We start from the raw sequence: 24,233 nt of genomic DNA, 5'->3' as shown, positions 1-24,233 counted from the left end.
ACCCGATTCGGCGTACTCCAGGAACGCCTTCAACAGGGGACCGCCCTTCGACTGGCCGTCGTGGATGTCGCTGGCCCGCATCGACGAGAACACCCGCATCGCCCGGCGCGCCCGCGTCGTCAGCACGTTCAGGCGTCGCCAGCCGTTGTCGCCGTTGAGGGGCCCGAAGTGCTGGCGCAGCCGACCGTCACGCCCCTTCGCGTACGTGACGCTCAGGAAGATCACGTCGCGCTCGTCGCCCTGGATGTTCTCCAGGTTCTTGACGAAGAACGGCTCGTGACGACTGCGATCGAAGAACGGCTCCAGGGACGGGTCGTCACGTCTCCGCTCCTCGAGCAGATCCTGGATGGCCAGCTGCTGCCGCAGATTGAACGTGCCGACGCCCAGGGTCAGTGCCCTCGCGCCGGCCTGCTCGGCCACCGCCTGCTCGCGTGCGAAGGCGACGACGGCGTCGGCGACCCGACGCGCTTCGATCAGGTTGAGGCCCTTCCCTTCGTACACGGCGTCTGCCACCAGTTCGAAGCGCAGCCCGAGGCGTTCCGACATCGGCTCCACGCTCGGGAACGTCAGCAGGTCGCCATCGTAGAAGCTGACGTTCGAGAACGAGATCAGCGACTCGTGGGCGCTCCGGTAGTGCCACTTGAGCCGGCTCATGGGCACACCGCAGCCCATGAACGCCTCCAGGATGCTCTCGGCATCCGGCACGTCGACACCGTCATCGCTGTCGGCCGCCGCGAGGTCGTCGCGAGCGGCCGTGAAGAAGTTCGTCGGCGGCAACTGTTTCGGATCGCCGACGACGACGAGCTGCGCGCCGCGGACGATGGCGCCGACGGCGTCTTCGGGCGGCAACTGCGAGGCCTCGTCGAAGACCACGAGATCGAACGTCGGCCGATCCCCCTTCGTGAACTGCGCCACCGAGAGGGGACTCATGAGGAACACGGGCTTGATGGCGCGCACCGCGGCAGCGGCGAGCCCGAGCGTCTCGCGGATGGGCCGATGGTTGCGCTGCTTGGCCATCTCGCGGCGCAGCACCGGCATCGCGGCGTCGACATCGTCTTCGTGCAGCCGGGTCTGCACCCGGGCACGCAGGGACGCGACGAGGCGGGCGCGATTGTCCTCGAGGACGCGGCGGTCGAGGTCGCGGAACTCGCGGACGCGCTGCTCGTGCGACAGCGCCTGGAACCGGGCGAGCGCGGGGCGGGCGTCGACGCAGGCGGCCAGCCAGGCGAACCAGAAGGCCCGCGGCACGGCGCGCGGCAGGTCAGCGAAGCGGAGGCGGCCGGCGTCGGCCAGATCGACCGCGAATGCCGCCAGCGTGTCGAGCGCGTCCTGACGCGCTGCGGCGAACGCGCCCCATCGTGCAGCGCGCGCGGCGTCGGTCACGAAACCCGCGGCTCGCTCGTGCACCTGCTCGATTGGCAGACTCGCGAGGCTGGGGCGATCGGCCCGCCACTGCAGCAGGGTGGCCAGACGCTCGACGCACGTGAGCAGCTCGGACGCCCGCTGGTCGAGCCGATCGGCGGGGCCGAGGTCGGCCTGGCCGGCCGCGGCCAGCGTGAGCGCGAGCGACGGCAGCGTCTCGCGCAGGTACACCTTCCTGAAGGCCACGACCCATGCGGCTTGCCGCTCGAGCGCGTCGACATCCGACGCGGCACCACGCCACGCCCCGCCGAACAGTCGGGCTCCCTGTGCCTGCAGGTCGTCCAGGGTCTGGCGCGCGGTGCGCAGTGCGACGACAGCCTTGAGGTCGTGTGCCTGCGCGACGATCGACGCCGCATAGCCAGGCTGGCGCATCGCCGTCCATCGCGTCCGGATCGCCCGTTGCCGGCTGTCGAGCCACCAGAAGAGCGACGCGAGGACTCCCGACCGCTCCTCGATGTAGGCGATGTCGGCGGTGTGATCGACCTGCAGCGCGTCGGCGTGAAAGCGTCGACCGGTCTCGGCCTCGAGGCGTTGCACCTCGCGCACCCGGCCGATCAGCTCCGTGGCCGCGTGCGGCACCGCGTTCCACTCCGGACTCTCGAGCTGTTCGATCGGTGCGCCCGGCGAGCGACGCAGCAGGTCGACCACGTCGCGCACGCGCTCGAGATCGGTCAGCGCCGCCAGCAGCGGCAGGCCGAGGAGCCGAGTGGCCTCGATGGCGGCCGCCCGCACCTCCGGGATCCTGTGTGCGACCGACGTCGCTGCGGCGATCACCGCGTCGAGCTGGTCCTGCGGATAGAACGTGCGTCCCGTGTCGCGCCACGGGTGCGTGGCGATGTCGCCCGCGGCCTCGGCGGCACTCGCCAGCGCCTGCAGGTGCGAGTGCGCCTGCTCGAGGGCCAGGCGGGTCACCTGGGTGGCATCCCCAGTCCAGTCCACGTGCGGCGCGTCGAGCACGCGGGCGAGCTCGCCATAGGCCGTGAACGGTGAGGCCTGCATCGCCGCGAAGGGCTCGTGCAGCGCCGTCACGTACGCGCTCAGGGTGGTGCGCACCTCTCGCAGTCGCTCGCCGGCGCCCGCCGGTACCGGCGACGGCAACAGTGACGCGTCCAGCGCGGAGGCGATGCTGCGGATCACCTCGCGCTTGCTCGATCGCGTCGAGTGCAGCTCGAGACAGAACTCGCCCAGACCCGCCTGCTGCAGCCGCTGATGGACGACGTCGAGGGCGGCCATCTTCTCGGCGACGAAGAGGACACTCTTGCCGGCGTGCAACGCCTGCGCGATGACGTTGGTGATCGTCTGCGACTTGCCCGTGCCCGGCGGACCCTCGACCACGAGGTCGTAGCCGCGATCGACCGCCGCCAGGGCGCGCTGCTGGCTGCCGTCGGCGTCCACCACGTGCGCGCCGAGTTCGGGTGGATACACCTCGTCCAGTCGTGCCTGCCGCACGTCGTCGGGCAGCCCGAGTCCGCCCCCCTTCACGGCGCCGCGTCGCGTGATCAACTGGTGCACGAGCCGATGGCCCCGGATGGCCGCGGCATTGGCCTCGAGGTCCTTGTACATGACCAGCTTCTGGAAGGAGAACAGACCGAGGAACACCTCGCTGGTCACCTTCCATGGCGGCCCGGTCTTGGCGACCGGCAGGGCGTCGATCAGCGTCTGCACGTCGACGAACAGCGACTGCAGCGTGCGCGGCGCGGTGCTCCCGGTGTCCGCGGGAGTCACGGGCGCTGGCTCCGGCAGGTCGGGCAGGGCGAGGCCGTACTCGCGCGACAGCATCTCGGCCAGCGCCGGGTTGACCATCGGCTCGTCGTCTGCGGCCTCCAGCGTGAAGGCGGCGCGCGCCGAGGTCCGCTTGAGGGACACCGGCAGGAGGACGAGTGGGGCCCTGAACACGACGTCGGAGGCCTCGGCTTCGGTGTAGTGCAACAGACCGAGCGCCAGGAACAGCGTGTTGACGCCCTGCTCCTCGATGGACAGGCGTGCCTGTTCCTCGATGCGCCGCAAGGAGTGGGCGAGAGGCTCCGCCGTCAGCGTCGTCTGCAACACGACATCGTCAGATCGCCTCCCGTCGAGATTCTGCTCGGGCGCCGGCGCGAACGTCAGCGTGCGCTCCTCCTCGCACACCAGGTGATGGATCTCGGCCGGATCCGGCCCGACGACCTGGACGGTCGAGACCGTGAGCGGGCGAAAGTTCAGAGCGCGATTGCGTCGCGTGAGGTCGAGCAGTTGCCGCGTCCACGTCTCGAGCGATGCGGCGACGACGGCCGGCACGGAATCGGGAGGCGACGACACGGGACGGATCTTACCGGGTCGCGCTGATCACGGTCGGCCGTCGGCAGGAGCGCCGACGATGGCCCACAGCCCCGGCCCCGGCGTCGTCACCTCGACGCGCGTACTGGCCGGCCAGGTCATGGTGGCGCCCCACTCGCCGGTGTCGATCGAGATCCAGCGCGCCTGCACGGGGCGGGCTACTCCCGTCAGATCGAGGCCCACCGACCCTGGCGTGGGGAAGAACAGGGCGCAGGCGCCGTCCGGCCGCATGGCGAGATAGGCGGCGTCGGGAGCGCGGTTCGAGAGCTTCTCGTTGGCCGGCAGCAGCGTCCATGGCGCCACGACGCGTTCCAGCTTGCGCGCGGCGCGAATGGCGTTCACGGCGCGGGGCGACAGGCCGAGGCCCGACTTGGGTCGATGGAATCGCATGGCCGCGGCGCCGCCGACGAGATGCCGCCACCAGCGTTGCAGCCCATCGAGGTCGGTGCCGTACGGTCCCTCGTCCGATCCGTAGGTCTTGACCGTGTTGAGAGGACGGGGACGCGCGGCGAGGTGCTGACGCACCCACTGGAAGTTGTCCCAGTGGGCCTGGCCCTTCTGGTGGTTGTTCTGCGACACGTCGACGAAGGTGTACCGATCGGGATGATCGAAGGTGCGTCGATGCTGCGAGCCCCTCAGATCGTGGTCGTCCCACATCTCGGTCACGTGGGCGGTCACGCCGGCGCGGGCCGCGCGGGTACGGATGAAGTCGGCCCAGTAGGCCCCCCACGCTTCGTCACCCGAGGTCTCGTTGTCGATGCAGTAGAGCACGTGCGGCTGTGGCAGCGTGCGGGCGAGCACGGCGTCGGCGAAGCGCTGCTGCACGGCGAGCAGCGGCGCGATGTGGCGTTGCGTCGGCGTGCTGTAGAAGAAGGGCTGCTCGTTCGTGCCCGGATGGTTCGGGTAGTCGCGGGCGAGTCCCGTCGCCTCGGCGGTGTAGGTGCGGGTGTTGGAGGGATTGTAGGGATGCGGCGTCCAGTTGTGGCGAAAGTAGTCGAAGCGGTCCCACAGCTCGATCTGCACGATGATGTCGCGGGCTCGGGTGAGGGCCAGCAGCCGGTCGAAGCGCGTCCAGTACTCGGGGTTCCACTGCGTCAGGTCCCAGGAGCCATCGGCCAGGCGTGCGAAGGGGTAGACCTCGAAGCCACCGTCAGGCCGGTCGCTCATCGTGTTGCGGATGTAGTTGGCACCCGCGGCCCGCATCTCGTCGAGATGCGCCTCCAGATCGGGGATCTGGAACAGGTTGTCGTCCTTGCTGCCGCCCAGGAGCAGGACCGGCGCGCCCTTGTACTCCCAGTACCAGGGATTGCCCGACCAGGGAGCGATGCGTCCGGTCGCGGCGGGCGTCTGCGCGGCCGCGTGCGCGACGCCGGGGCGGGGCCAGGTGACCGCTGCGGCCACGAAGGCACCGGCGCTCGCCAGCAGATCTCGGCGTGAGGGAGCCATGGACCATCTTACGGCGCCCCGACTCCCGACTCCCGGTTTCCGGTTCCCGTTTCCCGGTTCCCGGTTCCCGGTTCCCGGGTCCCGACCCTGTTCGCCCCGCCGCCGTCCCATCGTTCTGCTAGGTTGAGCCCTGTCCTCCCCGGAGCCCTACCGTGCGATCGAACCTGACCCTCTCCCTGTTCCTCACGCTGTCGCTCTCTCTGGCCGTGGCGGTGCCCGCGGGTGCCCAGCATCAGGCGGCTCTCGAGAAGGCCTTCGAGGGGCGCGAAGTCACCGTCCTGATGGACATGCCGGCGTCGCATCAGGGCGTGGACCTCTACCTGCAGCGCGAGCCGGAGATCGAGTTCGGCGACTACGCCCGTCGGCTCAAGGCCTACGGCATGGCGTTGCGCAAGGACGATCGCGTGATGATCACGACGATCAAGGTCAACAAGAAGAACATCGAGATCCACCTGGGCGGTGGCGGCTACGGCACGTGGGGGGACGACAGCGGCCACGTCTCGCCGAGCTACGTCGGCAAGTCGCGGCGCGAGACCGACCTCGAGAAGGAGCGGAAGCGGACCACCGACGCGGCGCGCCTGCGGTCCATCGACCGCGAGCTCGACTACCTGCGGCGCGACCGCGAGCGGGAGGAGCGCGAGGCACGGCGCGAGGCCGAGGCGCTGACGGCGATCAAGCAGCGGGAGGTGGCCGTCAAGCGTCTCGACGGCGGGTCGCGCTTCAACATCTGGTACGCCGACAAGCGGCTCGAGAAGTGGGCGCCGACGCCGGAGGAGCTGATGCTGTCGCTGGCCCGGTACATCGACTTCGGCGGCGGCAACGGCGATGGGGTGCCCGGGATCATGCGCGGCACGCCCGGCAATCGTCTCGTGGAGTCGGGCAGCACCTCGCTCGGGCCGGCCCGCCTGCGTGACGTCGAATCGGCAGCCACCTCACTCCGCCGCGGCATGAGCACGGACGACGTGCATGGGTTGCTGGGCACGCCGACGCGTCGCCGCAGCACGAAGCAGGGGGACCTCGACTCGGTCGTGGAGACCTGGGAGACGCCCGACAGCATCACCGAAGTGACGTTCGTCGGGGGCGTCGTCGTCAAGTTCACCAGCTCGAGCAAGTAGCCCGCGCCTGCCTCAGAACATCCCCAGCCCGATCTTGGCGTCCTCCGACATCAGGTCCTTCGTCCAGGCCGGTTCCCACACCACCTCGACGAAGGCGTCGGAGACGCCCTCCAGGGCCTTCACCTTGTAGCGGACCTCGCTCGGCAACTGCTGCGCCGACGGACAGGCCGGCGAGGTGAGCGTCATCTCCACCTTCACGCGGCTGTCCGCGTCCGCCTCGATCTTGTAGATCAGCCCGAGCTCGTAGATGTTCACCGGGATCTCCGGATCGAACACCGTGCTGATCGCCTCGACCACCTTTGGCGTCAGCTCGGTGGTGCGCGCCTCGTCCCGGGGACCGATCTGCGCGGCGGCGGCTGGCGCGGCCGGAGGCTCGAGCAGCGCCCCGACATCGAGCCCATGGCTCGGCGCCTGCGGCACGTCGGGCGTATCGACAGGCGCGGCCAGCGGGTTCTCGGCAGCCGGTTCGGGCTCGGACTTCGACTTCAGGAAAGAGAACATTCGGGGAGCCTCGGAAATTGAACGTGTCACTCGGTGCTGACGGTCTTGCTGGCGCCCTCGATGGCGGCCTGCAGCGCATGCCACGCGAGCATGGCGCACTTGACGCGCGACGGGTACTCGGAGACGCCCGACAGCACCACGAGCTTGCCGACCTTCTCGTCGTCGGCCTCGCACTTGCCCGTGACCATCTCCTGGAAGGTCGAGAACATGCCGCGCACTTCCTCGGCGGTGTGCCCGGTGACCGCCTCGGTCATCATCGAGGCCGAAGCCTTGCTGATGGCGCAGCCGTTGCCGGTGAAGCGGGCCTCGGCGACGCGACCGCCCTCCATGCGGACGTACACGCTGACGCGGTCGCCACACATCGGGTTGTGACCTGCCGCCTGCGAGCCACCTTCGAGCACGCCGAAATTGCGCGGGCGCTTGTTGTGGTCGAGGATGACTTCCTGGTAGAGGTCTCGGAGATCCATGGCTCACCGTGCCGGACGCGTCCGGCACCTGCTCTTCACGCAAAGAACTGCTGCACACGCCTGACGCTGGCGACGAGGGCGTCGACGTCGGCGTGCGTGTTGTAGAGGCCGAAGGAGGCACGCACGGTCGACGTGATGCCGTAGAAGTCCATCACCGGCTGGGCACAGTGCTGGCCGGTCCGCACCGCCACGCCGTCCTGGTCGAGGAAGGTGCCGACGTCGTGCGGATGGACGTCGCCGACCAGGAACGAGACCACGCCCGCCCGTTCCGGGGCCTGCCCCACGAGGCGGATGCCGTCGACGGCGCCGAGCGCCGCAGTCGCGTGCGTCAGCAGCTCGTGCTCGTGCGCGGCCACCTCGCGCAGGTCGAAGCGCGACAGGAAGTCCACGGCCGCGCCGAACCCGATGACGCCGGCGATGTTCGGCGTCCCGGCCTCGAACTTGTACGGCACCTCGTTGTACTCGGTGTGCTCGAAGGTCACCGACGCGATCATGTCGCCCCCCCCCATCCAGGGCGGCATCGACTCGAGCAGCGCGCGCTTGCCGTAGAGTGCGCCAATCCCCGTCGGGCCATACATCTTGTGGGCCGAGCAGGCGTAGAAGTCGCAGTCGAGTTCCTGGACGTCCACCGGCATGTGCGGGGCGGCCTGGGCGCCATCGAGCAGCACCGGCACGCCCTGTGCCTTCGCCAGGCGAATGACCTCGCGCACCGGGTTGACCGTGCCGAGCGCATTCGACACGTGGATCACCGACACCAGTGCCGTCCGGGGGCCGAGCAGACGTGCGAACTCGGCCATGTCGAGCACGCCGTGCTCGTCCATCGGCACCACGCGCAGCACGGCGCCAGTCTGCTGCGCCACGAGCTGCCACGGCACGATGTTGGAGTGGTGCTCCATCCGCGTGACGAGGATCTCGTCGCCCGGCGTGAGGCGTGGGCGGGCGAAGCTGTAGGCCACCAGGTTGATGGCCTCGGTACAGCCTCGCGTGAAGACGATCTCGGCCGTCTCCCGCGCGTTGAAGAAGCGCGCAATCCGCTCGCGCGCGCCCTCGTACGCCTTCGTCGCCCGCTCGCTCAACTGGTGCGTCGCGCGATGGATGTTGGCGTTGTCGGCGCGGTAGTAGTGATCCAGCGTCTCGATCACCGACAGCGGCTTCTGCGTGGTGTTGGCGTTGTCGAGATAGACGAGGGGCTTGCCGTGGACCTGCTGGTCCAGGATGGGGAACTCGCGGCGGACTGCGTCGGCGTCGAACATTCGGTCCTCGCCACGATGGGGTAGGGACGGCTCTCCGAGCCGTCCGTCACGTGGCCTGACGGCCCGCTCGGAGAGCGGGCCCTACCCATCGCCTGCGTGCTATTCCCTGATGGGCAGGCGCGCCAGGAGCACCTGCTCCAGGGCCCGGCGCACACCGTCGATCCGGATGCGCTCGACGATGTCCTCGGCGAACGCGTGGATCAGCAGGGCACGGGCGTCGTCCTTGCCGATGCCGCGGGCGCGCAGGTAGAAGAGCGACTCCGCGCTCAACTGACCGACCGTGGCCCCGTGCGTGCACTTGACGTCGTCGGCGTAGATCTCGAGCTGCGGCTTGGTGTCGATCGTCGCGTCGTCGGACAGCAGCAGCACCTGGTTGGTCTGCTTGGCGTCCGTCTTCTGTGCGTCCTCGCGGACGAAGATCTTGCCGTTGAAGACGCCGCGGCTGCGGCCGTCGAGCACGCCCTTGTAGATCTCGTAGCTGTGGCAGTGCGGCTTGGCGTGGTCGATCGCCGTGTGGTTGTCGACCAGGCGGTCACCGTCGGCCAGGTACAGCCCGTTGACCGTGCACTCGATGCCCTCGCCGTCCAGCGTCGCGTTGATGTCGTTGCGCGTCAGTCGGCCGCCGAGCGAGATGTTGTGGGTCGAGAACACCGACGCGCGCGCCAGCAGCAGGTGCGTGCTGGACACGTGGTGGGCCTGCAGGCTCTCGCGGTTCACCTTGTAGTGATCGACGTGGGCGCCCTCGGCCGAGATGACCTCGGTGATGGCGTTGGTGACGTACGTCGTCTCGGTGCCCGCGAAGCTCTCCACGACCGACAGCTGGCTGTTGGCGCCCGCCACGATCAGCGTCCGCGGGTACGACGAGCCGGTGCCGGTGGAGAAGTACAGCAGGTGGATCGGCTCGGTCACCACGGCGTTGGCGTCGACGACGATGGCCGCGCCATCGACGAACCAGGCGTCGTTGAGGGCGGTGAAGCCCTGCTGCCTGAACCGGATGGCCGTGCCGAGATGGCGCTGGAGCGTCTCCGGGTCGCTGTCGAGCAGCGCCGCAATCGAGCTGACGCGAATGCCGTCCGGCAGGGCGTGCAGGCGCGACTGCGTCGGCGCGTAGTGACCGTTGACGAACACCAGCTGCGGGCCGTCGAAGTCGCGGAACAGGAAGCCGTCGACCGGCGGCGTGCCGGTGGCGGCGGCGACGGGCTGGGCCGGCACGTCGGTGATGCCGGTCAGCGGCGTGTAGCGCCACTCTTCCTGACGGGTCGTCGGCAGGCCTTCGTCGCGGAACGTCGCGGCGGCGCGGGCACGGCTGGTCCGCAGCCACGCCGGATCGCTGGTGCGCGCGGCGGTGAACTCGTCGAACCCGGTGAGCAGGGAATCCTGGGCAGCAGTCGTCGACATGGTCACTACGCTCCGACCGAGGCGCCTTCCAGCCAGCCGTACCCCTTGGCTTCGAGTTCGTGCGCCAGCTCCTTGCCGCCGCTCTTGACGATGCGGCCCTCGGAGAGCACGTGCACGAAGTCCGGCACGATGTAGTTGAGCAGGCGCTGGTAGTGCGTGACGACGATCACGGCGCGATCGGGGCTCCGCAGCGCGTTGACGCCCTGGGCCACGACCTGGAGGGCGTCGATGTCGAGACCGGAGTCGGTCTCGTCGAGCACGCACAGCTTCGGCTCGAGCATCGCCATCTGGAAGATCTCGTTGCGCTTCTTCTCGCCACCGGAGAAGCCCTCGTTGACCGAGCGCTGCAGGAAGCTCGGATCCATCTTCAGGAGCTTCATCTTCTCCTTCATGTGGCGTGCGAAGTCCATGGCATCGAGCTCGGGCAGGCCGCGATGCTGCCGGACGGCGTTGAGCGCGGCCTTGAGGAAGTAGCCGTTGTTGACGCCGGGAATCTCGACCGGATACTGGAACGCGAGGAAGACGCCCTCGCGAGCCCGCTCCTCGGGGTCCATGTCGAGGAGATCCTTGCCCTCGAACAGCACCTCGCCCCCGGTGACCTCGTAGGCGTCACGGCCGGCCAGCACGCTGGCGAGCGTGCTCTTGCCGGAGCCGTTGGGGCCCATGATGGCGTGGATCTCGCCGGGGTTCACCGTGAGGCTGATCCCCTTGAGGATCTCCTTGTCGTCGACGCGCGCCTGAAGGTTCGTGATCTGCAACATATCGTTTTCACTGACGGCCGTGGTCGGGCGATTGGGTGCCCGGCCTTCGGCCTTCGAAAGAACACTGCTGTCGATGCTGTGACTCGCCCAGTCGTGCGGCGGTTCGGTCCCGAAGGCCGAAGGCCGAACGACGAAGGCCGTCGTGAAGCGGAGGCGCTAGCCGACGCTTCCTTCGAGAGAGATGCCGAGCAGCTTCTGGGCCTCGACGGCGAACTCCATCGGGAGCTCGCGGAACACTTCCTTGCAGAAGCCGTTGACGATGATGTTGACGGCGTCCTCGGCCGAGAGCCCGCGCTGCCGGCAGTAGAAGATCTGGTCCTCACCGATCTTCGACGTCGACGCCTCGTGCTCCACCGTCGAAGTGGTGTTCTTCACCTCGATGTACGGGAAGGTGTGCGCACCGCAGCGATCGCCGATCAGCAGCGAGTCGCACTGCGAGTAGTTGCGCGACCCCTCGGCGCCCTTGGCAATCTTCACCAGGCCACGGTAGGTGTTCTGGCCCTTGCCCGCCGAGATGCCCTTGCTGACGATGGTGCTCTTCGTGTTCTTGCCGAGGTGCACCATCTTGGTGCCCGTGTCGGCCTGCTGGCGGTTGTTGGTGACCGCCACCGAGTAGAACTCGCCGACCGAGTTGTCGCCCTGCAGGATGCAGCTGGGGTACTTCCAGGTGATCGCCGAGCCGGTCTCCACCTGCGTCCACGTGATCTTGGCGTTGGTCATCGCCTTGCCACGCTTGGTCACGAAGTTGTAGATGCCGCCCTTGCCGTCCTTGTCGCCCGGGTACCAGTTCTGGACCGTCGAGTACTTGATCGTCGCGTTGTCCAGCGCCACGAGCTCGACGACGGCGGCGTGCAGCTGATGCTCGTCGCGCATCGGCGCCGTGCAGCCTTCGAGATAGCTCACGAACGCCCCCTCGTCGGCGACGATGAGCGTGCGCTCGAACTGGCCGGTGCCCTTCGCGTTGATGCGGAAGTAGGTCGACAGCTCCATCGGGCAGCGGACGCCCTTCGGCACGTAGACGAAGGAGCCGTCGCTGAAGACCGCCGAGTTCAGCGCCGCATAGAAGTTGTCGGTGTGCGGCACGACCGAGCCGATGTACTTGCGGATCAGCTCCGGATGCTCACGCACCGCCTCGGAGAAGGAGCAGAAGATGATGCCCAGGCTGCCCAGCTTCTCCTTGAAGGTCGTGGCCACCGAGACGCTGTCGAACACGGCGTCGACGGCCACGCCGGCCAGCGCCATCTGCTCGGCCAGCGGAATGCCGAGCTTGTCGAACGTGGCCCGCACCTCGGGATCCACTTCGTCGAGGCTGTTCAGCACCTTCTTCGGCTTCGGCGCGGAGTAGTAGCTGATGGCCTGGAAGTCCACCGGCGGGTAGTGCACGTTGGACCACGTCGGGTACGCCATCTTCTGCCAGGCCCGGAAGGCCTTCAGGCGCCAGTCGAGCATCCACTCCGGTTCCTGCTTCCGGAGCGAGATGGCCCGCACCGTCTGCTCGTCCAGCCCCGGCGGGAGCTGGTCGGCCTCGACGTCGGTGGTGAATCCGTACTTGTATTCCTGCGTGGCGAGCTGCTCGATCGTGTCGGTGGACGTACTCATCGGAGTTCCTTCTGGGTCGGCTTCGAAGAGCCCCTTCCCGGAATGTGTCGGACGCTGCTCGGCGGCTCGACGATGCACCCGGTGGACGGGGCGCGTCGGCGACGGGCGTCGAACCGTTTCAATATACGACTGAAGCGGTCCCATATCAAGAGGATTCAGATCTAACTCGTTGAAACGCAACGGGTTAGATCCGAGAAAATGAGACGAGTCGCATTTTGGTCGTATTTCGCCTGGTGTTCGCTTTGGGGCGACTGGCGACACAACAAAAAGGGCGCCTCCCGTGTGGGAGGCGCCCCATGTTGCCCGAGTGTCGAAGCCGCCGCGTCCCCTACGGGAGTCGCGTGGCCGGCAGGCTCACGCCACTGCGCCACGTGCCGGTCCCGAACGTCCAGTAGATGGACTGCTCGGCCACGAACGGCACGCTGTTCTCGCTCTGCACCGTCGCGCTGAAGCGCTTGCCGTCGGCGACCGGGAAGTCCGTCGCCGCGTCCACCGTCACCCGCCGCCCGGCCGGGATGGTCAGGGTGCTCGACGCCGGCGCCGTCCCGTCCTCGAAGACCAGCGTCACGCGGACGACCGCCGGGCTGGTACCGGGGTTGGCCAGCAGCAGGTAGGTGCTCGCCCCCTGCGGCCCACCCGCCACGCCGTCGCCGATGGCGAAGGCAGTGTGCGGCGCGGTACTGCCGGCGCTGCCATGCCCTTCTTCCCAGGTCGCCGCGTTGGTGTCCGTGGACCACCACATGGCGCGCTCGGCGACGATGTCGACGCCGTTGGTGACGTGGACATGCATGCCCACGCCCATGCCGGTCTCCCATGCGGCTTCGTCGCTCACGGGAACGGTGACACGGCTGTACGGACCCACCGTGTGCGTCGTCACCACCTCGGCGCCGGCCTCCGGCAGGTAGCGGACCTGCACGTCGGCGGCCGTGGCGGTCGGGTTGGCGAGCAGCAGGAAGGTGCCGAACACCGGGCCGGTCACGCCTTCCGCGAAGTACCAGTCCTGGCCCGCGGCGGGCGCGCCCACCGACGTCTCGCCGGCCTCGAACAGACCGCCGTCGGTGATGTAGGTGGCGCGCTCGGCCACGATGGGGTGCGAACTGCGCACCACCATGCCGAAGCCCTGATCGACCAGCTCCGGCCCCTCCTGGTTGACCCACACCGTGTAGCGCGCGTGCGCGGGCACCACGTGCGTCCGGCTGACTCGCGCGCCCGAGGCCGACACGAGGTACTCGATTTCGACCGTGGCCGGCTGATCGGCCGGGTTGGTCAACAGGGCGAACGTCTGCAGACGTCCGTGCGTGGCGCCTTCGGCAAAGTACCAGCTCGAGGACAGCTCCACGCCGCGCTCGGCGGCGGCGCCGACCCCCTGCTCGTTCCACGTGATCGTGCGGTTGACGACCACCGACTCGTCGGCATCCACGCGCATCCCGAACGCGTGATTCCGGAGGCCGGCCACCACGCTCGTGTCGACAGTGGTGCGGGAGCCGCCCGCGGCCTTCACGAGGTGGTGCACCACGGTGGCGTCGTCGAGATAGAACGTGATGTTGATCGCGGCCTCGATGGGCGAGGGGTTGTACAGGTTCACCCACGTGCGGAAGGGCGCCTGCGCGTTGCCCTCGGCGAAGAAGCGGACCAGACGGCTGTCCGGGTGCGTGTTGCTGTCGAACTCTTCCCGGTTCGTCTTGCCGTCACCATCCGGGTCCGCAGCCGCGTCGCTGGCGTCGTTCGGGTCGGTGCCGTAGAACTCCTCCCACACGTCGGGGATGCCGTCGCCATCGGTGTCGGTCGTCGGGGCGGTCGGGTCACCGGGGTTGGTCGGATCAGGGGGCGGCGTGCCCGGGTCGGTCGGCTCGGTCGGCGGCGCGGGCGGGGCCGGGCGCGAGTACGGCGTGAAGGCGCCCGACAGGGTGCCCGTGCCTGCGGGCACGATCACCTGGACGTCGAGCGGCGTGCCCGGGGGCAGCGCCGGCGTGAGGGCGCTGATCACCGTGCCGGACTCCACCACAGCCGCGACGGCGGGCACGCCACCGATGAGGACCTGGGGGGCTACGACGGCGGCCGACTGCGCGCCGGCCACGACCGTGGCCGACTGGAGGAAGCCGAGGCCCGTGATCCGGATGTTGGTGCCGCCCGTGTCCGGTCCGCTCGCGGGATAGACACCCGTGACGGCGAACGCCGGCGCCGTCACCGTGAACGTGAACGTGCGTGTCGTCGTGGTGGTGCCGTCGCTGACGGCCACCGTGATGGTCACCACGCCTTGACGGCCCGCGACCGGCGTCAGCGTGAAGGTCGCCGTCGAGCCGCCGCCGTACGTGACGGCGCTGGCGATGGCGGTCGCCGGCGTGCCGCTGGTGGCGGTCACGGTCAGTGCGCCGGCCTCGCCGCCGCCGGCCGTGAGACCGGTGAGCGTGACCGTCTGTGCGCCCGCGTCCCAGCGGGCCGTGAGTGGCGCCGGCTGGTCGAGCGTCGGCGCGTCGTCGACCGCCGTCACCGTCAGGGTGACCGTGGCGGCGGCGCTGCTGGCCGTGCCGTCGGTGGCGACGTACGTGAAGCTGTCGCTGCCGCTGTAGTTGGCGGTGGGCGTGTAGATGAAGCTGCCGTCGGCGTTCAGCGCGAGGGTGCCATGCACAGGGCCGGTGCCCAGGACCGCCGTCAACGGGTCGCTGTCGGCGTCGGTGTCGTTGGCGAGCACGCCGCTTCCCGTGGCCACCGTCAGCACGGCGTCCTCATCGACGGTGTAGGCGTCGTCATTGGCCACCGGCGTCGCGTTGGTGACGGTTGGCGGCACGCCATTCACTTCGAGCAGCACCGTCGGCGGCGCGCCGCTGGCGTTGGACACGAGCCGGAGGCTGCCGGTCGCGGCATCGGTGGACGCCGGAGTGGCCGTGACCGACAGCGTGCACGACGCCATGGGCACGACGGTCGCCCCGCAGGTATTGGCCGACAACGCGAAGGGCCCGCTCATCGTGAAGGACGAGATCGTCAGGTCCTGGTTGCCGCTGTTGGAGAGCGTGACGGACTGCGCGGCGGAGGTCACCGAGGGGGCCACGGTGCCGAAGTTCACGGCCGTGGGCGCCAACGTCGCGACAGGCGCCGTGGTCAGGCCGACGCCCGTCAGCGTGACGACTCTCGGCTCCACGAAGATGTTCGTGTCGATCTCGAGGTCGCCAGTGCGTGTCCCGTTGGCCGTGGGGGTGAAGGTGACGGGAATCTCGCAGGAGGCGCCCACCGCCAGCGTGCCGACGCAGCTCGTCGAGGCGGCGAAGTCGCCATTCGCGGTGATGCCGGTGATCTGCACCGGCACGCCACCGCCGTTGGTGATGCGCACCGACTGGGGTGAGCTCGTCTGCCCGACGAGCGCGCCGCTGAAGGCGACCGTGCTGACCGACACCTCCGGGCTGTAGCAGTTGCCGAGGTGTCCGGCGTAGGTGCTGAGGCTGACATGCCCGCCACTCTCGTAGAGGAACAGGATGTCGCCGTTGGTCTGGTTGATGTAGACGTTGGCGTCGGTCGCCGCGGCCACCGTCACGGGCGCGTTGTAGGCGCCGCCGAGGTCGTTGCTGACGTCGAACTTCACGTCGCTGCCACTGATGTAGCCGACGACGATGTTGCCGCACCGATCCGCGGCCAGCGAGCGGCCCTGGTTGGAGGTGTTGGTGCCGATTACCTGCGATACGGCGGTCGTCGTGAGGCCGGCGACGTTGGCCGCGCCCATGTCGACCCGGTACATGTTGGAGCCGTTGCCAGCCACGAACAGGTACCGCCCGAGACTTCCGCTCGAGATGGCCCCGACCGAGTAGAACACGCTGCCCGCCGGCGACGGTTGAATCTTGCCGGAGAACGTCTGCCCGCCGTCGCTGCTCACGAGGTACTTCACCGACGGGTTGTCCACCTGGACGATGACGTGACCGGTGAGCGGGTCCACATGCACGTCGGTGAACACCTCCCCCGCGTTCAGTTGCACCCGCGTGAACGTCGCGGCGTTGTCGTCACTCCAGTAGAAGTTGTTCCCCGACCGCTCCACGAGATAGACGCGGCTGGCGTCGGTCGCCATGTGCACCGAGCTGCCCGCGGGCCCGGCGGTCACCGGCGCCGACCAGGTGGCCCCGTTGTCGAAGCTGCGGCTGACCACGGCGCCGCCGGCGATCCACGTCACGTAGACGACGCCCGTCGTCGACACGGCCACTTCGGCCTCGAGGTTGTCGGTCGAGACCTGGACGCTCGCCCCGAAGCTCACGCCACGGTTGCGGCTGCTGGCCACGCGGATGCCATCCGAGCCGCGGAACACCGCGTAGATCGTCCCGTCGGCGCCCACCGCGAGGTTGCGGCTCGTGTTACCAGCGGCGATTGAGTTGGAGGTGCCGACGTCGTCCACACGGGTGCCCGTCACGAGCTGAGTCGTGAAGTTGACGTAGAGCGGCGTGGTCACCGGCGTACCGTCGACGGTCGCCGTCACCTTGGCGGAGGCGACCGTGGTGCCAGCGGTGAGCGTGGCGGTATAGGTGCCGTCACCGTTGTCGGTGACACCGGAGACCGTCCCCAGCGTGCTGGCGACCACCACCGTGTTGCCACCGGCGGTCAGCGGCGTGTTGCCCGCATCGCGAAGCGTGACGGTGATGGTCGAGGTGCTGCTGCCGTCGGCGACGATGGCGCGTGACGAGGCACTCAGGCTGCTGTTGGAGGGATCGGGGGAGGCGTGCAGTACCGCGCCGACAGTCACGACAAGGGCCACGAGAACCGACAGGCCAGTCCACTGCCTTTGGGCAGGGCGAGGGAGGCAATGCATGGGATGGGCTCCGGAGGACGAAGTGGTGGCAGGTGTCCGTCACCTGCCACCACCAGCAATCGGCTGGTTCCCGGTCACGCATGAGCCGATCGGCACGACTGTCCGTGCTGCCTCACTACGGCCGCAGCGCCGCGGCAGGGTCGGTGCGCGCGGCTCGCCAGGCCGGCACGAGCCCCGCGAGGCCACCCGTCACCAACAGCACGGCCGCGGCGCCAACCAAGATCAGGGGATCACTCGGTTCGAGCCCGTGCAGCAGGATGCGCACGGCTCGTCCCGCCCACAGCGACAGCACGAGGCCCCCCACGATGCCGGCCCCGACGAGCAGCGCCACGCGCTGCAGCACGAGTCGGACGACGCGCCCCGGCGTGGCCCCCAGCGCGAGCCTGACCCCGATCTCGGCGCGCCGCCGGCTCACGGCGTACGCGGTGACGCCGTACAGCCCGACGACCGCGAGCACCAGCGCGAGCCCACCGAACAGCCCGGCGACCGTGGCGATCAGACGCTCCTGGGTCAGCGCGTTGTGGACGTACACCTGGTGTGCGGCCACGCGTGCGGTGATTCGCGTGTCTGCGGCATCCACCGCCTGCGCGACCGCCGCGACCAGCGTCGCGGCATTCGCAGCCTGCGACCGTGCCGCGATGGTGATGGACTCGCGCGGCGCACCCTCGAGCTGCCCCAGCGGCAGGAACACGGTCGGCTCGAAGTCGCGGCGAAGATCCCGCCGATAGACGGTGTCGGCGACGACTCCCACGATCTCGCGAGAGGCGGACCACGTGTCGGGGCGGTCGGGCAGGCCTTGTCGCACCCGGCGGCCGACGGCGGGGCCCCCGCCCAGGAAGCGCCGCACGAAGGCCTCGTTGACGACCATGACAGGCGGCGCGTCGGAGGTATCGGCGGCGGACAGGTCGCGGCCGGCGCGGACCGCGATGGCGTAGGTGGCGAAGAAGCTGTCGCTGACGCCGCTCACCCAGACCATCCGCTGCCTGGTCTCACCGCCGACGTCGGTCCCGTCGACGTCCACGATGGCCGAATTCCACCCGCTTCCTGACGCCGGCGTCTTCGTGGTCAGCGTGGTGGTGGCCACCCCCGGCACCTGGCCGACGATGGTGCGAAGCCGTTCGAGGAGCGCAACCCGCTCCTCGGGTGGAACCGCATCGGGCAGCATCCGCACCTCGGCGACCACGACGCGCCGGCTCTCGAGCCCGAGCGGCCTGGACGCGAGGCGAGTGAAGGTGGCGACCAGCAGTCCCGCCAGCACCACCAGCGCCAGCGACATGGCGATCTGCACCAGCACCAGCCACTGGCCCAGCGCGTGGCCGCCATCGCCGGCCACGGTCCGCGCCTGTTCCTTCATGGCGGCGCCCGGCTCGACGCGGGTCGCCTTGAGGGCCGGCAGGATGGCGAACAACGGGGTCACGACGCACGCCACCCCCGTCGCGAACAGCACGAGCCGCCAGTCCAGCGCCACGTCGAGCATCACCGGTGACGTGCTCGTCGAGAGCTGGCCCACGATCACGCGCGCCGTGAACACCGCCACCAGGAGGCCGGCCGCGACGCCGAGGACCGACAGGACCAGGCTCTCGGCGAGCAGTTGCCGGACCAGCCGCCAGCGCGAGCCGCCGATGGCCAGCCTCACGCTCATCTCGCCGCGCCGCGCCGTCGCCCGGGCCAGCAGCAGGTTCGCGACGTTGGCGCTCGTGACCAGCAGCACGATCACCGATGCCGCCATCAGCACGAAGAGCGCGTCGCGGTACTGGCCGCGCAGGGGCGAGCGCCCCTGTTCGGCGGTGACGACCCGCAGGGGTTCGCTCAGGTAGTCGGGATCCGGCGTGCGCGTCGCCTCGCGCACCGCCGGCGTCATCGCCGCCACGGCGGCCTGGACCTGCGCCTCGTCCTGCGTCGCACGCCGCCGGATCAGGATGTTCATCCACCAGTTGCGGCGCTCGTCGAGCGCCGAGCCCGACCCGCGCAACAGCGGCTCGGTGCCGAACGGAATGGCAACACTGAACGACCGTCCGACCTCGGGGCCGAAAAACGGTCGTGGCGTGACCCCGACGATCGTGAAGGGTACGCGTTCCACGACGACTGTGCGACCGAGCACGTTCGGGTCTCGTCCGAAGGCGCGTTCCCAGTACGCATCGCTGATCACGGCCACCGGGCCGTTCGCCCCGCCGCCGCGACGGTCATCGTCGGCGACGATGGTCCGGCCCAGGACCGGCGCGACGCCGAGCAGCTCGAAGAAGCCGCCGCTGACGAAGAGGCCCTGCTCGCGTCGGCTGCTGGCGCCCACACGCGCCGTCATCTCCTCGTTGGCCCAGGCGCCGGCGCCATCGAACTCGCGGCCGCGCAGCTGCACCTGCTCCCAGATGGGGTACGTCCAGCTGCCGCCGTCCAGCATGTACAGCCGATCGGCGTGACGCACCGGCAGCGCGCGCAGCAGCAGGTGGTCGATGATCGAGAAGATGGCGGCATTCGCGCCGATGCCCAGGGCGAGCGACAGGATCGCCGTGATCGCGAACAGCGGGTTGCGGCGCAGCAACCGCAATCCCATCCGCCCGTCCCGCCATGCCGACTCGAGCCAGCCGAAGCCGCGCTGCTCCCGCACCGCCTCCTGCACGGCCGTGACACTGCCGGTGCGGGCGATGACGCGCCGACGCGCCTCCGACGGGTCCATGCCCGCCGCCAGCTGGTCGTCCAGCTGCAGGGCCGCCAGGCTCTCGAGCTCCTCGCGCAACTCCGCGTCGTGCCGTTCCCGATGAAAGAGGCCTGCCACGCGACGGGTCACCGCGCGCAGGCGTTTCACGCCTCACCGCCGTCGGCGAGGAAGCGCGCCATGATCGCCGTGGTCTGCGCCCAGTCGCGCGACGCTCGCGCCATCTCGGCCCGGCCGCCGCGTGTCAGCCGATAGAACTTCGCGCGACGCCCGTTCTCGGACTGTCCCCACTCCGACGCGATCGTTCCTTCCTGCTCGAGCTTCAGGAGCGCCGGGTGCAAGGTGCCGTAGTTCACCGACAACAGATCCCCGCTGATCTGCTCGATGCGCCGTGCGATGCCGTAGCCGTGTTGCGGCCCCAGCGTATCGAGCGTGCGCAGGATCATCAGAGTCAGCGTGCCCTGCCAGACGTCGGTCTTGCTCGCCATGTCGTCTCCTATTGGATTGCCATACTAGAGGCGCTCGTATGGGTACGCAATAGGAGAGGACGGAGTTCCGTGGCAGACCAGGCCGGTCGACCTGAAGGTCGACCGCTACCGCCGTGCCCGGAGGGCTCCGGTCATGAACGGCAGCTCGCCAGTGCATGGCGCCCCCGTGCAGCCGTGACTCGCTTCGGCGCCCGGCGGCTCCGCCGACGGCTGTAGGCGTCGACCTTCAGGTCGACGCGCACCGGGCGTCGATGCGCTTATCGTTTGCGCTGCAGGTCGCGCAGGGCGCGCCAGCCGATGAGCTTGATGTTGCGCTGGGCGATCAGGGCCTTCACCGACGCGTCGTCGGTGAAGAGGTGGTACTCGGTGTCGCGCTCCTGCCAGCTGTTGGTGATGTGCTGCATCTCCTCGCCGGCGACGGCCGGGTGGATGTACAGCTCGGTCACTCCGGGCTTCAGCTCGGCGATCATCCGCTTCCAGTAGACGTCCACCGCTTCACCCGGCTTGCGCTGCTGGTGGATGAGATAGTCGGGATAGACCGTGCCGTCGGCGTCGAGCTCGGCGCGCAGGTGACCGCCGCCCATCTTCGCCAGCAGGTCCTGATTGCCCATGCGGATGGGCAGGTCGAACTCCTTGGCCAGGGCACGATACACGGCGTGAAAGCGCATGTCGTACTGCAGCGCTCCCATGTGGGAGTCGAGATGCGTGACGTCGATGCCCCGCTCCAGGGCCTTGCGCACCTGGGCCCGTGCCTCGACCGCGGCCTGTTCGGGCGTCGCGTTCTTGTAGATCGGCCCGATGTCCGGCCAGAGGTAGCCCTGCGGGGTCACGAGCCCGGGGACGTCGGCCCTGTTGGCGACCGGGCCCCACTTGTAGACCTTCCACTCGCTCGTGTGGGTCAGGTGCAGCCCGAAGTCCCTGGTCGGGTTCGCCGTCGCGTACACGGCGATCTCCTCGAACCACGGGGTCGGCACCATGATCGTCCCGCTCGTGATCAGGCCCCGCTCCATGCCGTCCTTCACCGCCATGTTCGTCCCGTGGCTCATCCCCACGTCGTCGGCATTGACGATGAGGACGATGTCGGAGGCGGAGAAGCCGAGACGCTCGGCCAGCGACGGCCGGGCCGCCGGGGCCTGCGCGCCGGGACGGGTCGTGGTGAGCAGCAGGATGGCGAGCAGCGCGCCCACGAGGAGCAGGACGAATCGACGCATGGTCGTCATCTTAGAACAGCGTCACAGCGTCTTGAGATACTCCAGCAGCGCCAGCTTGTCGGACGAGGGCAGGGTCACGCCGTAGGTGTGACCCGTGTTGGCGTTGCCGCGCTGCGTGGTGTCGAAGCGGACGCCTTCGCGTTCGGCTGCGGCCCCCTGGCTGACGAAGCCGACGCGGTCCCAGTCGTAGACGTCGTAGGCCCGGATGAACGTCGTCGGGCGTTCCTCGGGGAACAGCAGCGCCCGCAGGTCGGGCACCGAGCCGTTGTGCAGGTACGGCGCCCGCAGCCACAGCCCGTCGAGCGGCATGTTGGCGTAGCCCCCGGTCTTGCGGAAGCGCGCGAACTGCCACGGCCGACCCTTCCCGATGGTGTTCATCGCGGTGGCCAGAGCTGGCGTGAACGAGTCAAGCCGTCCGCGGTCGGTGCCGATTTCCTCGATGGGGGTGACCTGGCCGATGCCCGCCGCGCCGATGTCGTGGCAGCTGGCGCAGGCCGACGCGTAGACGGATCGTCCGGCGGCGGCGCGCGATCGGTCGAGGCGCGCCTCGGGATAGGCGGGCGCCGGGAAGTCGAGCAGCCAGTGCTCGATGCGCCGCATGGAGGGCAGGTCGAGTGACGCCGGCGTGGCGCCCGCGCCGATGGCGGCACTCTTGTTGCGCTCCTCGACGCGGTCGTTGTTGCCATCCCAGTGGAGCCAGAGACCTTGCCGCGGGCGCTGGTTCCAGATCGACGGCAGGTCCACGGTCCCCACGGTGGTGTCGAGCGGCAGCCTCAGCAGCACCTTGTAGGGATTGAAGGTGTCGACGCGGCCCGGCCCGAACGGCGGACGGTCGTCGAACCAGGCGTTCTCCTTCGCCCGCTCGAGAATGCCGTTGCGCGCCGCGCGCACCACGAACAGCCGGTAGGCGAGCCGCTGGAAGAACCCGAACTCGGGGTTCGCCCTGCGAATGCTGTCGATGAGGCGCCCGGTCTCGAACGCCGGACTCTGCGCGCACGCCGTCAGGAACCGGCCGTAGCCCTGCAGGTCCATCTGATTGGCCGGCATGCCGACGATGACCCGTCGGGGGGCGTCGACGGTCTCACGCAGTGTGCCGACGTGGCACGTGGCGCAGTTGAGTCCGACCAGGTCGCCGTCGCCCGGTCGAAACGAGGTGCCGATCGGGCGTCCGTGCCCGGCGCCGTCATCGAGGAAGCCAATGCGCTCGTAGCCGCTGCCTGGCCGCGTCGGCAGCGCGTCCTCGCACACCTCCGGCAGCACCTTCCAGATCCAGTAGGGCAGGCCAGACGACGCTTCGGCGCCAATCGACCCGTACTTGAAGTGATCGACGATGTCGGGGAAGGCGGCGGCGTCGTTGCGCGCGGGTGTGGTGGCACGCAGGCAGACGGACGCGGCGAGCGTCAGCATCAGTGCGATCCCGGGGAGCCGGCGGACGCCTCGGCGAGGCGTCCCTCCCATCGGCGCGCGGCGAGCAGCAGCGGGTCGCGCCATGGCGGTCACACGAAGGGCGCCGGGGAGAAGACGCTCATGATCTGATCGAGCATCGCCTCGCGCGAGTCGTAGCGCGTCTCGTCGTAGCAGCCGAGCGGATTCTCGACGGCGTTGACGAGACAGCGGTTGCAGTAGGTGCAGGGGCGGGCCGGCCGGCCCATGCCGGCGGCGAACTGCTGCACGAGGTCGTTGTTGGCGATGAGCGGTCGTGCGATGGTCACGGCATCGCAGAACTGCTGGCGGATGGCCTCGCGGATGACCTCGGCGGTCTGGAATCCGCCCGTGCACAGCACCGGCACGCCGACCGCGGCCGAGATGACCTTCGCCGCGGGCAGGTTCAGCCCCTCGATGCGGTCGCCGCGCGCCTCGGCCCAGCGTCGCTCGAACAGCCGCTGCGTCGGCTCGAAGCGGAACAGCAGGTAGTTGCGCAGGGCCTGACTGCCGCTCGACAGCAACTGGTCGTAGGTCTTGACGAGTTCGTCGACGGGGAAGTCGCCGGCCGGATTGCGCGGGTGCGGGAAGTACGACCCCGACGACACGTGGATGGCATCGACGCCGGCGTCGTCGAGCCACCGGCACACCTGCACCGTGTCGTCCAGCGTGTTGCCCGGCTTCTCGTCATCGTCGAGGGCGTCGTTGTGGTCCTCGGCGCTGATCTTGACCTGCAGGTGGAAGTCGGTGCCGACCTCGGCGCGAATCGCGGCGACCACGTCGAGGAGGAAGCGCGCGCGCTGCTGCAGCGGGCCCCCGTAGTCGTCGGTGCGGTCGTTGATGGCCGAGCTGAGGAACTGCGTGAAGAGGTAGCCGTTGGCGGCGTGCAACTCGACGCCGTCGAGGCCCGCCTCGCGAGCCCGGCGCGCTCCGGCAGCAAACGCGGCGATCGTCTCGGCAATCTGGTCGCGCGTCATCGCCACGCAGGGGAACCCATGCAGGGGCTCGTCGCGATCGGTGGAGCTCCAGGCCTGGGCGAACTCGATGCCGGGGACGTCGCGCTGGCGTCCGGCGTGTGACAGCTGCAGGATGAAGCGGCAGTCGTGCTCGTGCACCGCCTGGCCGAGCGCGCGCCAGAACGGGACGCGTTCGTCGCGATCGATGGTCGCGTAGTTGGGCACGATGCGCCCGCGGATGGTCACCGGCACGAACGACGAGATGATCGCGCCGACGCCGCCCCGCGCGAACTTCGTCTCCCAGTTGATGCGGGCCTGGTTGCCCGACCCATCGTAGTTGTCGAAGCGCCCCGACACGTTGGACCGGAAGACGCGGTTCTTGACCGTGAGGTGCCTGAAGGCGAGCGGCTCGAAGATCGGATCGGTGGGCATGAGGGCCTCG

The 24,233-nt window shown here is 69.3% G+C and carries 15 protein-coding genes; 1 reads left to right on the top strand and 14 read right to left on the bottom strand.

The window, feature by feature from the left end:
* Positions 1-3,717 (bottom strand): DUF4011 domain-containing protein (locus tag Q0C41_RS03650; protein ID WP_291981095.1); only part of this gene is annotated, 3,717 nt, incomplete at its 3' end.
* A 27-nt stretch (positions 3,718-3,744) separates the two neighbouring features.
* A complete protein-coding gene (locus tag Q0C41_RS03645) occupies positions 3,745-5,181 on the bottom strand; it encodes a hypothetical protein (RefSeq protein ID WP_291981094.1) in 1,437 nt (478 codons plus the stop codon).
* Positions 5,182-5,333: 152 nt separating this feature from the next.
* Here Q0C41_RS03645 and Q0C41_RS03640 point away from each other — a divergent pair, with 152 nt between their 5' ends.
* The gene (locus Q0C41_RS03640; protein ID WP_291981093.1) at positions 5,334-6,296 is read left to right on the top strand and encodes a hypothetical protein; all 963 of its coding nucleotides are present in this window, start codon (positions 5,334-5,336) and stop codon (positions 6,294-6,296) included.
* Positions 6,297-6,308: 12 nt separating this feature from the next.
* Here the strand turns inward: Q0C41_RS03640 and Q0C41_RS03635 are convergent, their stop codons facing one another.
* The 12 genes from Q0C41_RS03635 to Q0C41_RS03580 all read right to left on the bottom strand — a co-directional run bounded on the left by Q0C41_RS03635 (position 6,309) and on the right by Q0C41_RS03580 (position 24,223).
* Entirely contained in the window at positions 6,309-6,797 is a 489-nt protein-coding gene (locus Q0C41_RS03635) for a DUF59 domain-containing protein (RefSeq protein ID WP_291981092.1), read from the bottom strand.
* Between the two features lie 26 nt (positions 6,798-6,823).
* Positions 6,824-7,264 carry a Fe-S cluster assembly sulfur transfer protein SufU gene (gene sufU / locus Q0C41_RS03630; protein WP_291981091.1) on the bottom strand — a complete coding sequence of 147 codons (441 nt, stop codon included), beginning with the start codon at positions 7,262-7,264 and terminating at the stop codon, positions 6,824-6,826.
* Positions 7,265-7,299: 35 nt separating this feature from the next.
* Entirely contained in the window at positions 7,300-8,517 is a 1,218-nt protein-coding gene (locus tag Q0C41_RS03625; protein WP_291981090.1) for a cysteine desulfurase, read from the bottom strand.
* Between the two features lie 99 nt (positions 8,518-8,616).
* Complete coding sequence (gene sufD, locus Q0C41_RS03620; RefSeq protein ID WP_291981089.1) at positions 8,617-9,915, bottom strand: Fe-S cluster assembly protein SufD; 1,299 nt, start codon at positions 9,913-9,915, stop codon at positions 8,617-8,619.
* Positions 9,916-9,920: 5 nt separating this feature from the next.
* Positions 9,921-10,676 (bottom strand): Fe-S cluster assembly ATPase SufC, encoded by a 756-nt coding sequence (gene sufC / locus Q0C41_RS03615; RefSeq protein ID WP_291981088.1) that lies wholly within the window; start codon positions 10,674-10,676, stop codon positions 9,921-9,923.
* Between the two features lie 156 nt (positions 10,677-10,832).
* Positions 10,833-12,275, bottom strand: coding sequence for a Fe-S cluster assembly protein SufB (sufB, locus tag Q0C41_RS03610; protein WP_291981087.1), 1,443 nt, complete (start codon positions 12,273-12,275; stop codon positions 10,833-10,835).
* A gap of 328 nt (positions 12,276-12,603) precedes the next feature.
* Positions 12,604-16,995 carry a choice-of-anchor D domain-containing protein gene (locus Q0C41_RS03605; RefSeq protein ID WP_291981086.1) on the bottom strand — a complete coding sequence of 1,464 codons (4,392 nt, stop codon included), beginning with the start codon at positions 16,993-16,995 and terminating at the stop codon, positions 12,604-12,606.
* Positions 16,996-17,176: 181 nt separating this feature from the next.
* The gene (locus Q0C41_RS03600; RefSeq protein WP_291981085.1) at positions 17,177-19,864 is read right to left on the bottom strand and encodes an ABC transporter permease; all 2,688 of its coding nucleotides are present in this window, start codon (positions 19,862-19,864) and stop codon (positions 17,177-17,179) included.
* A complete protein-coding gene (locus tag Q0C41_RS03595) occupies positions 19,861-20,202 on the bottom strand; it encodes a PadR family transcriptional regulator (protein ID WP_291981084.1) in 342 nt (113 codons plus the stop codon). Before Q0C41_RS03595 ends, Q0C41_RS03600 begins: the two co-directional genes overlap by 4 nt.
* A 257-nt stretch (positions 20,203-20,459) precedes the next feature.
* On the bottom strand, positions 20,460-21,413 hold the full coding sequence (locus Q0C41_RS03590) for a polysaccharide deacetylase family protein (RefSeq protein ID WP_291981083.1): 954 nt from the start codon (positions 21,411-21,413) through the stop codon (positions 20,460-20,462).
* A gap of 21 nt (positions 21,414-21,434) precedes the next feature.
* Entirely contained in the window at positions 21,435-22,820 is a 1,386-nt protein-coding gene (locus tag Q0C41_RS03585; protein ID WP_291981082.1) for a c-type cytochrome, read from the bottom strand.
* Between the two features lie 89 nt (positions 22,821-22,909).
* A complete protein-coding gene (locus Q0C41_RS03580; protein WP_291981081.1) occupies positions 22,910-24,223 on the bottom strand; it encodes an NADH:flavin oxidoreductase in 1,314 nt (437 codons plus the stop codon).
* Positions 24,224-24,233: the final 10 nt, after the last annotated feature.

The sequence above is a fragment of the Luteitalea sp. genome (assembly GCF_022842525.1).
Taxonomy (GTDB): domain Bacteria; phylum Acidobacteriota; class Vicinamibacteria; order Vicinamibacterales; family Vicinamibacteraceae; genus Luteitalea.
The sequence above is the reverse complement of the archived record's forward strand: the minus strand, read 5'-3'. Positions and strand labels throughout refer to the sequence as shown.